A 13300-nucleotide genomic window follows, 5' to 3' on the forward strand; every position below is an offset into this window, starting at 1 on the left:
CTTGCGCAATAACTTAAAAATGACAAAAAGTAATTCCGTGTATGTTACGCGCCCTACTCTTCCTCCACTAGAGGAATTCATTCCCTATTTAACTGAAATATGGAAAAGTAATATTGTTACCAATGGAGGCCCTTTTCATCAGCAGCTTGAGCAAGCTTTGTGCGATTATCTTGAGGTCAATTACATTTCCTTATTTAATAATGGCACAATTGCCCTCATTACGGCTTTACAAGCTTTAGAACTAAAAGGGGAGGTAATAACAACTCCATATTCTTTTGTTGCTACCGCCAATTCTCTTTTGTGGAATGGGATTCAACCCGTTTTTGTAGATATAGATCCAATTTCGCTTAATTTGGATCCCTCCAGAATTGAAGAAGCCATTACAGATAAGACTGCGGCAATAATGCCAGTCCATTGTTATGGACGACCATGTGATCTTGAGCAAATCCAGAAAATTGCCCAAAAATATAACTTAAAAGTTATATACGATGCTGCTCACGCTTTTGGGGTAAGAAATCAGTCTGGGAGTATCTTGCGTAGCGGTGACTTATCAGTGCTCAGTTTCCATGCCACAAAAGTATTTAATACCTTTGAGGGCGGAGCTATCGTTTGCCACGATATAGGCACAAAAAAACATATTGATCAACTCAAAAACTTCGGCTTCGTAGACGAAGTAACCATTGTTGCTGCTGGAATTAATGGAAAGATGAGCGAGGTTAATTCGGCATTTGGATTATTGCAGCTCAAGTGCTTGGATTTAGCTATATTGAAGAGGAAAAAAATCGATGAGATCTATCGCGCTGCGCTTCGCGATATCAGAGGCATAGATTGCATTCAATTAATTACAGATGTTATAAATAATTACTCATATTTTCCAATTTTAGTCGGGCCTGATTATTCAATTAGTCGCGATAGGTTGTATGAAAAACTAAAAGAGCATGGTGTATACGCCCGCAGATATTTTTATCCACTCATTTCAAATTTGAGCATGTATAAGGAATTTACTTCATCTTCGCAATCTAATTTGCCCATTGCAAATGACATAGCCCAAAAAATACTTTGCCTGCCAATTTATCCTGATCTGGAATTAGTGGATCAAGAGAAAATTATTAGTCTCATAAGAAAGTTTGCATAGTGAAAATTCGCCGCGTATTAGTTTTTCCTGCTGGGACTGAAATTGGACTTGAGATTTATAACTCCCTTAAGCACTGCAAAGAGGTAGAGATTTTTGGGGCTGGTCAAGCAATATCAAACCCCGCCACCTTTATTTTTCCTAGCTATCATGAACTGCCAACCATTAATGATTCAGATTGGCTTCAGGAATTAATTAAGTTATGTAGAAAATTGCAGATTGATTATATTTTCCCTGCATATGACGATGCAATAGTGGCATTAGCACAGAATCGCGAAAAAATTTCTGCCAAAGTACTGATACCCTCTTTGGAGGCATGTTTGCTTACTCGCTCGAAAGCTCTCACTTATGAGCGGCTTAAATCCATTTTGCGCGTTCCAGAAATTTATAGCATAGGAGAGGCAGATCACTTTCCGCTTATCGTAAAGCCTAATAGGGGCCAGGGATCCCAGGATGTAACAAGAGTAAATAGTGAGCAAGAATTGAGTTCCGCTCTAAGAGTTGTTAATGACCCGATAATTTGTGAATATTTGCCTGGCGAAGAATTTACAGTTGACTGTTTTAGTGATCGCGATAGAGGTTTATTATTTTCTGGGGCCAGAATTCGTTTAAGAACGAGGAATGGGATAGCTGTTCATACTCGAAGTCTATGGTTAGATGGTGTTCATGAAATAGCTTCTCGAATAAGTGATGAACTAAAACTTTATGGCGCTTGGTTTTTTCAGTTGAAGCGAGCAAGAAATGGTGAGCTAACTTTGCTTGAGATTGCACCAAGAATTGCGGGCTCAATGAGTGCTCACAGAGTGAAGGGCGTTAACTTCCCTCTTTTGACTATATATGAGAGTGAGAGGTTGCCTCTCAATCTGATCATATTAGATAAACATATTGAGTTGGATAGATCGCTACAAAATAGATATCAATTGAATTTAGCCTTTGAGGCCTTATACATCGACCTAGATGATACTTTAATTCTTCGAGGAGAGGTTAACTTAGATGCTTTGAGGCTAATTTTTTCTTGCATCAACAAAGGGATAGAGATAATACTAATTACTCGTCATAAAGGGGATCTTTCCAAGACTCTAAAAAAATATCGCTTAGAAAGCTTATTCGATGATGTTATTCATTTGCTGGATAACCAAAGAAAGAGTGATTATATTAAAAATGTAAATGCGATATTTGTAGATGATAGCTTCTCAGAGCGGAGTGAAGTTAATGCATCCCTTGGTATCCCAACCTTTGATTGCAGTATGATCGAATCATTGATATTTAATCGATTAGAAAAGTGATTTTAATTTTTATATTAACTTCACACACATATATATAAATGCCATACAATGGAAGAATAAAATATAACCATTTAGTGGATTTAAGCTATGAAAATACTAGTGACGGGAGCTTGTGGATATAAGGGCCACATACTAGTCCCAAAATTACTCAAAAGGGGCCACGAAGTAATTGCATTTGATTTGCAATGGTTTGGTAATTATCTTCAGCCACATCCGAAATTATTAGTCCTCAAGGGAGATGTGCGCGATATTGATTTGATATCACTGGAAGGGGTCGATTCGATTATTCATCTATCGTCCATTGCCAATGATCCATGTGGAGATTTAAATCCAAAGCTTACCTGGGAGGTAAGCGCCTTAGCAACGATGCAATTGGCTGATAAAGCCAAAAGATCGGGTGTAAAGCGTTTTATTTACGCATCCTCTGGTAGTGTTTATGGTGTTAAAGAAGAGCTCGATGTAACCGAAGATTTAGAATTAAAACCACTCTCCGAATACAACAAAACTAAAATGGTTGGAGAACGCGTTTTATTGAGTTATGAGGATGATATGGTTGTCCAGATCGTCCGCCCTGCGACTGTCTGTGGCTACTCCCCAAGAATGCGTTTAGATGTATCCGTTAATCTTTTGACTATGCAGGCTTTGTCAAAAGGAAAAATCACGGTATTTGGCGGGGATCAGGTTAGACCAAATATACACATTGATGATATTACTGACGTATATTTGCACTTGCTTGATCATCCAGGCATTACTGGGATATATAACGCTGGATTTGAGAATATCTCTATTAAGGATATAGCTAAACTAGTTACAAAATATCTCCCTGTAGAGATTGAAATTACGGATTCAAATGATCCTCGCTCCTATCGAATTAATTCTGATAAATTGTTAGCTACTGGATATAAGCCCAAGAAAATCGTTGAGGATGCCATTAAAGAAATCATTGAGAAATACCATTCTGGAATTTTAAGGGATGAGGACCATTTCTACAATCTTCGCTGGATGGAAAAAACAGTTCTCTCAAATGGACATTCTTTGTGATGGGTCAATTTTCCTCGGCTGAGTCTCACATTAGTGATTACTCAAATCGTTTGCAAGCAATACTTTCAGCTACAGATTGGTCGGCTGTAGCCAAATTAGCCCAAGAAATGATGAAATGCTGGAGAAGCCAACGGCAGGTATTTATTTGCGGTAATGGCGGCAGTGCTGGAAATGCAATTCACCTTGCCAATGATTTTCTCTACGGGATTGCCAAAAAAACTGGATCCGGATTGAAAATTAATGCATTGTCTGCAAATTCAGCGGTATTAACTTGCTTGGCAAATGATATCGGTTATGAGCATATTTACTCTGAGCAAATTGCAGTATTGTCAAGTCCCGGGGATTTATTGATTGCCTTAAGTGGTAGCGGAAATTCAAAAAACATTATTAATGCTATTGAGCAGGCCAATAAAATGAGTGTTGTGACTTCTGCAATTCTAGGATTTTCTGGTGGGGTCTGCAAAAGAATTTCATCTATCCCCATTCACTTTCCCGTTGACGATATGCAAATTGCCGAAGATCTGCAGTTGATTGTTGGCCATATGTTGATGCAATGGATGTATATAAATAGAGTTGTTGATCAGGACTCTTAATCAATTACAAAATTCTATGCCCCCAATTTTAATCATCGGTAGCAATTCGTTTTCTGGGTCTACTTTTGCTGATTTCGCACTGAGACAGGGCGCCCAGGTGATCGGTGCTAGCCGGTCTGTAGAGCCTAATCCAGCTTTCTTGCCCTATAAGTGGCACGATCACACTAATTTTTTATTTCATAACTTGGACCTTAATGCGCATTTAGAGGAACTAGAGGTACTGGTTCACGAGAGGAAGCCATCTTATGTGATTAATTTTGCCGCACAAAGCATGGTGGGCGAGAGTTGGCAGAATCCAGGAGATTGGTTCATGACTAATGCAGTATCAACCATTAAGTTTCATGATGTACTGAGAAAATGTGATTTCTTAAAGCGATATGTTCACGTATCTACTCCAGAGGTGTACGGCAGTTGTTCTGGCTTTGTAGATGAGAGCTTTCCTTTTAATCCCAGCACCCCATATGCAGTTTCGCGTGCGGCAGCCGACATGAGTTTGCGGACGTTTCGATCAGCCTATAACTTTCCAGTAGTAACTACTCGTGCTGCTAACGTCTACGGACCTGGACAGCAGCTCTACCGAATTATTCCTAGAACCATACTGTTTATATTATTGGGTCGTAAGTTGCAATTGCATGGCGGAGGAATCTCGACTAGATCATTTATACATATGAATGATGTGTCGGATGCTACTTGGAGAATTATGATGAATGGCCAAGATGGACAGACATATCATATTTCTACTAATGAAGTTATTTCCATTCGAAACTTAGTAGAAAAAATTTGCGAAAAATTAAATGTATCTTTCGATGATCATGTTGAGTTTGTTGGTGATCGAGTTGGCAAAGATTCTGCTTACCACTTAGATAGTAAAAAAATTCGTAGCGAACTTGCATGGCAAGACAAAATTACTTTAGAGCAAGGCTTAGATGATTGCATTAGCTGGATAAAATCAAATTTAGAAGTATTAAAGTTGCAGCCCTTTGATTATGAGCACAAGCCTTAATGGAGTCTGGAGAAAGTATGGGAAAAGAAATTGACCTTCTTGTTAATTACCCAAAAACTAAACGTAACCTTGAGGAGCGGGTAGCGTCTAAAACTGAGGCTGATCGGGCTATTGCAAGGCAATTTGGGTTTGATTTTTTCGATGGTGATCGAAACCACGGTTATGGCGGCTTTCATTACTTCGCAAGATTTTGGCAGCCAGTAATCCCTACTTTTCAGGAGTATTGGGGATTAAATAAAAATAGCTCTATCTTGGATGTTGGATGCGCTAAGGGTTTTATGATGCATGATTTAGCTCAGCTTATTCCCGGCATCACAGTTAAGGGAATTGATATTTCTAAGTATGCAATTGAAAACACAATCGAAGATATGAAACCGCATGTACAAGTGGCTAATGCTACAAAATTACCATTTGAGGATCAGTCCTTTGATGTGGTGATTTCTATTAATAGCATTCACAATCTTGAGCGTGATGAATGCGGCAAGGCATTGCAGGAAATTGAGCGCGTTAGTCGTAAGGGCTCTTTCATAACTGTTGATGCTTACCGTAATGGGGAAGAAAAAAAACGCATGTATGCTTGGAACTTGACTGCTAAGACAATTATGTCTGTAGATGAGTGGGTTCAATTCTTTGAGGAAGTGGGTTATACCGGCGACTATTTTTGGTTTATCCCATGACTGAGAGTTTGTCTATCAATTTGTTCGCAAAGATGTATCGCATTCGCGCGATTGAGGAGGCTATTGCCTATCATTATCCAGAAGGTAAGATGCGCTGCCCAGTACATTTGTCTATAGGCCAAGAGTTAATTCCATCGGTATTTTCAGAGGCGATTAGACCTACTGATTTTGCAGTGAGCACTCATCGCGGTCATGCACATTACTTGGCTAAAGGCGGAAATTTAAACGCGATGATAGCTGAGATTTATGGTAAGTCCACGGGCTGCTCCAAAGGTAAAGGCGGTTCAATGCACTTAATTGATTTAGCCGTAAATTTTATGGGCACTTCAGCCATTGTGGGTAACAGCATTCCGATTGGAGTGGGTCTTGCTTTATCCGTACAACTCAGGGAGACGGATCAAATTAGTTGTGTATTTTTGGGGGATGGTGCAATCGAAGAGGGAGTCTTTTACGAGTCAGTAAATTTTGCTGCAGTTCGCAAGTTGCCAGTCTTATTTATATGTGAGAATAATTTATATTCCGTATATAGTCCGTTATCAGTGCGTCAGCCGGCTGGTCGAAGTATCGCAAATATGGTCAAAGCGATGGGTGTTGAAGTTGGGGTTGCTGATGGAATGAATATTGAAGCAAGCCAAGGCCTGATGAAAAGATCTATAGAGCGTGTACGAAAAACCGGATTACCCTGTTTTCTGGAGTTTTCTACCTATCGATGGCGCGAGCATTGTGGTCATGCTTTTGACAATGAAATTGGTTACCGGACTCCAGAAGAGTTTTTGGACTGGCAACAAAAAGACCCTTTACATCATTTGGAGATGCAATTAATTGAAGATCTGAGCCTGCAAGGTCTTGTCATGGATATTAAATCTAACGTGATGAATGAAGTAAATGCTGCTTTTGATTTTGCAGAGACGTCTCCTTTTCCTAATCAGCATGAAGCCTATGATAATGTTTTCGCATAAGCAAAGAATTTAAGATGCCCCAAAAGAGTTTTGCCACCGCAATCAACGAAGGAATTGCCCAAGCAATGGATCTGGACGATTCTGTAATTTGTTATGGCTTGGGAGTGACTGATCCAAAGGCAGTTTTTGGTACCACCGCCAGTCTAGAGAAACGTTTTGGGGCTGCCAGGGTATTTGATATGCCGACCTCAGAAAATGCAATGACTGGCGTAGCGATTGGCGCTGCCCTTAATGGTATTAAATCAGTAATGACGCACCAAAGAGTCGATTTTTTTCTTTTGGCATTGGATCAGTTGGTAAATAGCGCTGCAAAGTGGCATTACATGTTTGGGGGTCAAAATTCGGTTCCAATCACAATTCGTTTGATAATTGGTCGAGGTTGGGGGCAGGGACCAACCCACTCACAAAACCTACAAGCATGGTTTGCTCATATACCAGGATTAAAAGTGGTTATGCCCACTACCCCGGAAGATGCTAAAGGATTATTAATTTCTTCAATTTTGGATCCGAACCCTGTAGTATTTTTGGAGCATCGCTGGCTTCATAATTCAATCGGCGAGGTTCCTGATGGCGATTTTAGATTACCACTTGGTAAGGCTAAAGTGATGCGAGAAGGTCGAGACATCACAATTGTGTCAATGTCATATATGACCATTGAGGCACTGCATGCCGCTGATTATCTAGAGAAGCAAGGAGTCTCTTGTGAGGTAGTTGATTTGAGGAGTATAAAGCCACTTGATTGGGAGACAGTTTTTGCATCGACAGTAAAAACCGGTCGCTTAATTGCATTGGATTCTGGTTTTACTACAGGGTCTGTAGCGGGCGAAATTGTAGCAAGGGTGGCTATGGAGAAGTTTTCTGCTTTGCGTAAAGCGCCAGCCAGATTAGCAATGCCAGATGTTCCTGAGCCTACAAGTATCGCCTTAACTAAAGGATTTTATGTGCGTGCTGCTGACATTGCGATTAAAGTCCTGTCAATGATGGACAAAAGTGTTGACTACATTAATGCTGACTTATCAGAACCAGATCCTCATGATGTACCTGGTGATTGGTTCAAAGGACCTTTTTGATTGTCATATGTTTAATGAATTAAGGAGTTGGTTTGAATAGCGAACTAAGAATTAAAATACTTGAAATGGTGAAGCGATCTGGTGAGGGTCATATTCCCAGTTCCTTTTCAATTGTCGACATAATAGAGTACTTGTATTCAAGTGTACTCAAATATGATTGCCTCAAGCCAAAATGGTCAGAAAGAGACTATTTCATTCTAAGCAAGGGGCATGGCGCTGGAGCACTCTATGCGGTACTGCACGCTAAAGGAGTGTTAAAAAATGACGACATAATTAATTATGGAACTCCCGCTGGGATTCTTGGAGGGCATCCAGATTCCACCATTGTTCCTGGTGCGGAGGCTAGCACGGGATCCTTAGGGCACGGCTTCCCTACTGCAGTCGGTATTGCCTTGGGAAATAAAATTTTGGGCCTATCAAACAAAGTATTCGCCCTTTTAGGCGACGGGGAATGTCATGAAGGGACAATATGGGAGGCAGCAAATATTGCAACCAATCAAGAGTTGAGGAATATTTGTGCAATAGTAGACTGGAATGGGTCTGCTGCTCAACTTATGCCTAGAGATGACTTACCAGAAAAATGGAAGGCATTTGGCTGGGAAACATTTTTAATGGATGGACATTCTAAGGATGATTTTGAAAAAGTATTTGCTTTGGTGCTTAATTCAAAATCAAATGCTCCAAAAGCAATAATTGCTAAAACAATTAAAGGTAAGGGTGTAAGTTTCATGGAGGGCCATGGTAAATGGCATCATCGAGTTCCCACGGATGAGGAAATGGATCATGCAATATTAGAGCTAAAGAACGAAAAATGAAAAAATTAAGAGAAGAATTTGCAGATACTTTGCTTGAGCTTGGCCCTAAGGATTCTCGAGTTGTTGTAATGGTTGGGGATATAAGCCACGGAATTCTCCAGCCATTTGCAAAAGCATGCCCTGGTAGATATTTTAATATTGGTATATGTGAACCTGCCATGGTTAATATTGCATCAGGAATTAGTAAGGTAGGCTTGATACCTGTAATTCATACAATTGCTCCTTTCATAATAGAGCGTGCATATGAACAGATTAAGTTGGATTTTGGTTATCAAAAATTACCTGTTAATTTGGTCTCAGTAGGCGGATCATTCGATTATGCTCAATTAGGTTGTAGTCATCACTGCTATACAGATGTGTCCTTAATTAGTCATTTGAATAGGGGCGTTGTTGTAATGCCAGGAAGTCCAATTGAGTTTAATAAATTATTTACTGATATTTATTCTGAAAATAATATTAATTACTTTAGGTTATCTGAACAATCTCATGGCGTAAATTTTAATAGAGAGGACATCAAGTTCGGAGAGGGCATTAAGATCCAAGATGGAAAAGATGTGACGATTGCGGTTGTGGGCTCACAATTGAAAAATGCAATGAATGCTGCAGAGCTTTTAAAATCAGATGGAATTTCGACTGAAATCATTTATTTTCATACCATCAAGCCATTTGATAAAAAAATAATACGTGAGAGTCTATTGAAGACTAGGCGGCTGGTTACGCTTGAAGAATTGTCTGAGCATGATGGTTTATTTAGTATAAGCATTAAGTCGAGTATTGGTATTGATGGTTTGAAGTGTGAGCAAATTGCAATAAAAGACTTCATTCATGGTTATGGTAGTTACGAGGATCTTTGTAAAAAATCAGGCCTTGATCATCATGCTGTTTATGCAGCAGTTAAAAAAATTGTCAATTTATAGTAAAAGCTTAAGATGAATTCAAATATAGAAAAAATAATTAATTGCTTGCCCGAAGTATTTCAACTTCATTCGAGAGATACAAAAATCTATGAGCAGCTCTCGGCTGCATCAAATGATCTTATTGAAGCAAGCGTTTTAAGTAAAGAGGAGTATTTACCCATTGATACTGGAGTATTTGGAAAGGTTATATTTCCATATACAAAAATGGGTGCAATAGATTCCTTGGATTTATTTGGTTTGGATGAATTAATAATATTTAGCTACTATTGGACCAATCGTATGAGATACAGAAATGTAGCAGATATTGGTGCAAATATTGGTCTACACAGTCTTTTGATGAGTCGATGTGGCTGGCAAGTGGCTGCATATGAACCAGATCCCGTACACTGTAATTTGATTAAAAGAAATCTTGATTTGAATAATGTAAATAGTGTGACATTATTTGAGGCTGCAGTTTCAGATAAGGCAGGATCTTTGGAGTTCACAAGAGTTAAGGGGAATACAACAGGCAGTCATTTAACTGGATCTAAAAAAACACCCTATGGTGATCTTGAAAAGTTCCGTGTTGATGTGGAAGCAATTTTTGACATCATGAATAGAGTTGATTTTATTAAACTTGACGTAGAGGGACATGAGGCTGTAATTATCAAAAGCACTAAAAATGTGGATTGGCAAAGTGTCGATATGATGCTTGAAGTTGGTAGCCCAGAAAATGCAGAGGATATTTTCAACCATTTAAATGAAATCAGAGTAAATTGCTTTTCGCAGAAGAATGGCTGGAGAAGGGTTGCAAACGTTACCGACATACCTGTTAGCTATAAAGAGGGCTCTCTTTTTATATCAACGAAAGATGAGATGAATTGGGTTGAGCTATGAGCTATATAAAAAAGGCAATAATTGCAGGAATCTCATCAGACATAGGCATTTCTTTGTTAAAAGATTGGGCCGATAAGGGCTGGGACGTCTATGGAACATATAGAAAAAAATCTAAAGAATTGACTGATCTGGAGGATAAGCTTGGAGGAATCCTTTCATGTGACTTTTCTAATTCGCAAGATGTGGATAGTGCTGTCGCTAAGATCGAGTCAAAAGTTCGGAATTGGGATGTCTTGGTTATGGCCCCAGGGCTTCAGGATCCAGTTGGACTATTTGCTGATTGCAACTTTGATGATTGGACAAATTCAATAATGGTAAATTTTGTAAACCAAATTAGATTTGTTCATCGAATAATCGGATCTAGGAATATGCAATCTGACGCAACTCCAAGTGTAATTTTTTTTGCAGGCGGTGGAACGAATAATGCCCCTACTCACTATTCTGCGTACATAGCATCAAAAATAGCTTTGATGAAGATGACGGAGCTGTTAAGTGTTGAAATTCCAGATACAAAATTTGTAATACTTGGACCAGGTTGGGTAAAAACAAAAATACATGATTCCACATTAAATGCGAAATCGAAAGCCGGGTCGAATTATGAAAGAACAATAGATATGTTTTCTAAAGATGAATGGGTTCCAATGTCATCTGTAATTAGTTGCTGTAATTGGCTTATTGATTCCCAAAAAGAATTACTAACAGGAAGAAACTTTAGTCTTGTCTTTGACAAATGGGGCACAGAAGATCTTAATGCAAGACTAGAAAATGATAAGGATTTATACAAGCTTCGCCGATACGGTAATTAAAAATGAATTACGACGGTCAGAAAAGAGCCATAACAGCAGCAATATTGGTTGAACTTGGCAAGGAATTAGAGGTAAAAAATATCACATGCCCAGAATTGCATTACGGTCAAGTACTAGTAAAAATTCTTTATAGTGGCATATGTAGAAGCCAGCTGATGGAGGCAAAGGGTGGTAGGGGCGATGATCCATGGTTGCCACATTTATTAGGTCATGAGGGGTCTGGCATAGTTATAGATGTTGGGGAGGGCGTGACTAAGGTTAGGTTGGGTGATAGCGTAATACTAGGTTGGATTAAGGGCGCCGGAATTGATGCAAAAAATGCAATTTATTATGATGGTGATACCGTAATTAATTCGGGAAAAGTGACTACTTTTAGCAATTACTCTGTCGTCTCTGAGAATAGGCTGGTGATTAAGCCGAAAGATTTGCCATTTGATCTAGCCGTATTATTTGGATGTGCGCTTCCAACTGGCGCTGGTATGGTTTTTAATGAAATTAAGCCAGATAGATCAAGCAAGGTATTTGTTATTGGCCTTGGTGGAATTGGGATTTCAGCACTATTGGCCCTGAAATCCATGGGAGTTGAAACAATTGTTGCAATTGATAAATCGGAAGATAGATTGCGCATTGCAAAGAAAATTGGAGTAACCCATACATTTCTTTCAACCGATGATGAATTTATAAAAAATATAATAAATTCAATAGGTGCGGCAGATTATTGCATAGAATCAGGTGGGACCGTTGAGAGTATTGAGTTGGGCTATTCTTTAATAAGAAAATTTGGCGGAAAGTTGCTATTTGCATCTCATCCACCTCAGGGAAAAAAAATTCAGATTGAGCCCCATGATTTAATAAGTGGAAAAGAAATTGCTGGAACTTGGGGAGGAGCGGCTAGTCCCGATATTGATATACCAAGATTTTATAGACAATTTTTAAGTTCTAAGATAGAGCTGAGAGATTTCTTTTCAAAGCAATATAAATTAGCAGAAATCAATAATGCAATGAGGGATATGGAGTCTGGAGAGGTTATCAGGCCATTGATTTGTATGGAGCACTAATTACAATTACAAGCTAGGTATAAGGTAAAAATATAGAAATGAATGAAGTTAAAGAAACTATAAACAAGATTATTAATTTGAGGGATAGTAAGCACTCTAATTCTTTGCATGTACCATCTGGCCTATGGAAAAAATGGCTTGAAAAACTTGGTTTTGTAAGAGAGTTGTCAGAAAAGTCACTAAGAGAAATTCGCTTATATGTAGGAATGGGATTCTTCATTGGAGCTCCCTGGTCAAAGGCTTACTATCAAGCAAATGAAATCAAACTTCAGCTTATGCAGCCAAGTGATTCATCGTATATAAAAGACTATTTAAGATTAACAAAAAATATTCCTGAGAATTTAAAGCTTACTGAGCTTGATCCTACTCGCAACGAAATTGCAATTGAGTTTAATGGAAAATACATAACAGAGGATGTGCTGAGGGTTCAATCGACAATTTCAAATTTAAATAATTTTCCAAAATTTAAATCTTGTATTGAAATTGGAGGTGGATATGGAGCTTTAGCAAACCAAGTTATTAAGGTTTATGAAGTAGAAAAATATACAATAATCGATTATCCAGAGATGCTTTTTTTTGTTGCAATATGGTCAAAAGTGGTTAATCCAAAATTAAAGATTGTTATATATGATGGTAGCAATAAGTCTGAGTTAGATAATGCTGAGTTAGCTTTAGTACCAAACTTTTTATATAAAAGTATTCAAATTGAAGGAGATTTGCTAATAAATGAGAACTCATTTTGCGAGATGAGTCAAGCTCAAGTTTTAGACTATCTTCAAGCAAAAAATTTAAACTATAACTATATGTATTCAAATAATAGAGATCGACAGTTTATGAATAGAGATCTTCCCGAAGGAATAAATTCATTATTAGAAAGATATTTTCAACTAAGTCCCTCAGTCCAAGAATATAAAGAATATTATAAAGATAGCTCTTTAAAAAATAAATGGAACCAAAAAAATATTTTTTATGCTTCTAAGAATGAATTATTAAATATTGATATAAATCTAATTAATGGCCTAAGTATTCGAACTGAACACTGAGATGGTTGAGGCTAAGTTTCAAAA

General features: G+C 38.3%; 14 protein-coding genes. All 14 read left to right on the forward strand.

Translation table 11 applies throughout. The annotated features are described in order from the left end of the window. Positions 1 to 19: 19 nt before the first annotated feature. The 14 genes from ICV38_RS01655 (at position 20) to ICV38_RS01720 (ending at position 13276) form a co-directional block, all read left to right on the forward strand. Positions 20 to 1135: a DegT/DnrJ/EryC1/StrS aminotransferase family protein gene (locus ICV38_RS01655; RefSeq protein WP_215382033.1), complete on the forward strand. Its 1116-nt coding sequence runs from the start codon at positions 20 to 22 to the stop codon at positions 1133 to 1135. Next, positions 1135 to 2418 (forward strand): ATP-grasp domain-containing protein, encoded by a 1284-nt coding sequence (locus ICV38_RS01660; protein WP_215382034.1) that lies wholly within the window; start codon positions 1135 to 1137, stop codon positions 2416 to 2418. The genes ICV38_RS01655 and ICV38_RS01660 overlap by 1 nt, the downstream gene beginning before the upstream one ends. A gap of 87 nt (positions 2419 to 2505) precedes the next feature. Next, positions 2506 to 3459, forward strand: coding sequence for an NAD(P)-dependent oxidoreductase (locus ICV38_RS01665; protein ID WP_215382035.1), 954 nt, complete (start codon positions 2506 to 2508; stop codon positions 3457 to 3459). Beyond that, positions 3459 to 4052: an SIS domain-containing protein gene (locus ICV38_RS01670; RefSeq protein ID WP_215382036.1), complete on the forward strand. Its 594-nt coding sequence runs from the start codon at positions 3459 to 3461 to the stop codon at positions 4050 to 4052. The genes ICV38_RS01665 and ICV38_RS01670 overlap by 1 nt, the downstream gene beginning before the upstream one ends. Positions 4053 to 4068: 16 nt before the next feature. After that, positions 4069 to 5055 carry a GDP-mannose 4,6-dehydratase gene (locus tag ICV38_RS01675; RefSeq protein ID WP_215382037.1) on the forward strand — a complete coding sequence of 329 codons (987 nt, stop codon included), beginning with the start codon at positions 4069 to 4071 and terminating at the stop codon, positions 5053 to 5055. 17 nt (positions 5056 to 5072) lie between these two features. Further along, positions 5073 to 5732: a class I SAM-dependent methyltransferase gene (locus ICV38_RS01680; RefSeq protein ID WP_215382038.1), complete on the forward strand. Its 660-nt coding sequence runs from the start codon at positions 5073 to 5075 to the stop codon at positions 5730 to 5732. Then, positions 5729 to 6691: a thiamine pyrophosphate-dependent dehydrogenase E1 component subunit alpha gene (locus ICV38_RS01685; protein WP_215382039.1), complete on the forward strand. Its 963-nt coding sequence runs from the start codon at positions 5729 to 5731 to the stop codon at positions 6689 to 6691. The genes ICV38_RS01680 and ICV38_RS01685 overlap by 4 nt, the downstream gene beginning before the upstream one ends. A 14-nt stretch (positions 6692 to 6705) precedes the next feature. Beyond that, a complete protein-coding gene (locus ICV38_RS01690) occupies positions 6706 to 7761 on the forward strand; it encodes an alpha-ketoacid dehydrogenase subunit beta (protein ID WP_215382040.1) in 1056 nt (351 codons plus the stop codon). A 32-nt stretch (positions 7762 to 7793) separates the two neighbouring features. Beyond that, positions 7794 to 8576: a transketolase gene (locus ICV38_RS01695; RefSeq protein ID WP_215382041.1), complete on the forward strand. Its 783-nt coding sequence runs from the start codon at positions 7794 to 7796 to the stop codon at positions 8574 to 8576. Then, positions 8573 to 9493, forward strand: a complete 921-nt coding sequence (locus ICV38_RS01700; protein ID WP_215382042.1) for a transketolase family protein — start codon at positions 8573 to 8575, stop codon at positions 9491 to 9493. The genes ICV38_RS01695 and ICV38_RS01700 overlap by 4 nt, the downstream gene beginning before the upstream one ends. A 12-nt stretch (positions 9494 to 9505) precedes the next feature. Then, complete coding sequence (locus ICV38_RS01705; RefSeq protein ID WP_215382043.1) at positions 9506 to 10369, forward strand: FkbM family methyltransferase; 864 nt, start codon at positions 9506 to 9508, stop codon at positions 10367 to 10369. After that, entirely contained in the window at positions 10366 to 11175 is an 810-nt protein-coding gene (locus ICV38_RS01710; protein ID WP_215382044.1) for an SDR family oxidoreductase, read from the forward strand. The genes ICV38_RS01705 and ICV38_RS01710 overlap by 4 nt, the downstream gene beginning before the upstream one ends. A gap of 2 nt (positions 11176 to 11177) precedes the next feature. Then, positions 11178 to 12233, forward strand: coding sequence for a zinc-binding dehydrogenase (locus ICV38_RS01715; RefSeq protein ID WP_215382045.1), 1056 nt, complete (start codon positions 11178 to 11180; stop codon positions 12231 to 12233). 38 nt (positions 12234 to 12271) lie between these two features. After that, the gene (locus ICV38_RS01720) at positions 12272 to 13276 is read left to right on the forward strand and encodes a putative sugar O-methyltransferase (protein ID WP_215382046.1); all 1005 of its coding nucleotides are present in this window, start codon (positions 12272 to 12274) and stop codon (positions 13274 to 13276) included. The last annotated feature ends 24 nt before the right edge of the window (positions 13277 to 13300 follow it).

The sequence above is a fragment of the Polynucleobacter sp. MG-6-Vaara-E2 genome, assembly GCF_018687695.1.
Classification (GTDB): Bacteria; Pseudomonadota; Gammaproteobacteria; order Burkholderiales; family Burkholderiaceae; genus Polynucleobacter.

Excerpts from the sequence above, each read along its gene's own strand:
- ICV38_RS01665 (WP_215382035.1), top strand. The coding sequence starts at position 2,506 with ATGAAAATACTAGTGACGGGAGCTTGTGGATATAAGGGCCACATACTA.
- ICV38_RS01670 (WP_215382036.1), top strand. The coding sequence starts at position 3,459 with ATGGGTCAATTTTCCTCGGCTGAGTCTCACATTAGTGATTACTCAAAT.
- ICV38_RS01705 (WP_215382043.1), top strand. The coding sequence starts at position 9,506 with ATGAATTCAAATATAGAAAAAATAATTAATTGCTTGCCCGAAGTATTT.
- ICV38_RS01655 (WP_215382033.1), top strand. The coding sequence starts at position 20 with ATGACAAAAAGTAATTCCGTGTATGTTACGCGCCCTACTCTTCCTCCA.
- ICV38_RS01700 (WP_215382042.1), top strand. The coding sequence starts at position 8,573 with ATGAAAAAATTAAGAGAAGAATTTGCAGATACTTTGCTTGAGCTTGGC.
- ICV38_RS01680 (WP_215382038.1), top strand. The coding sequence starts at position 5,073 with ATGGGAAAAGAAATTGACCTTCTTGTTAATTACCCAAAAACTAAACGT.
- ICV38_RS01715 (WP_215382045.1), top strand. The coding sequence starts at position 11,178 with ATGAATTACGACGGTCAGAAAAGAGCCATAACAGCAGCAATATTGGTT.
- ICV38_RS01720 (WP_215382046.1), top strand. The coding sequence starts at position 12,272 with ATGAATGAAGTTAAAGAAACTATAAACAAGATTATTAATTTGAGGGAT.
- ICV38_RS01690 (WP_215382040.1), top strand. The coding sequence starts at position 6,706 with ATGCCCCAAAAGAGTTTTGCCACCGCAATCAACGAAGGAATTGCCCAA.
- ICV38_RS01675 (WP_215382037.1), top strand. The coding sequence starts at position 4,069 with ATGCCCCCAATTTTAATCATCGGTAGCAATTCGTTTTCTGGGTCTACT.
- ICV38_RS01710 (WP_215382044.1), top strand. The coding sequence starts at position 10,366 with ATGAGCTATATAAAAAAGGCAATAATTGCAGGAATCTCATCAGACATA.
- ICV38_RS01685 (WP_215382039.1), top strand. The coding sequence starts at position 5,729 with ATGACTGAGAGTTTGTCTATCAATTTGTTCGCAAAGATGTATCGCATT.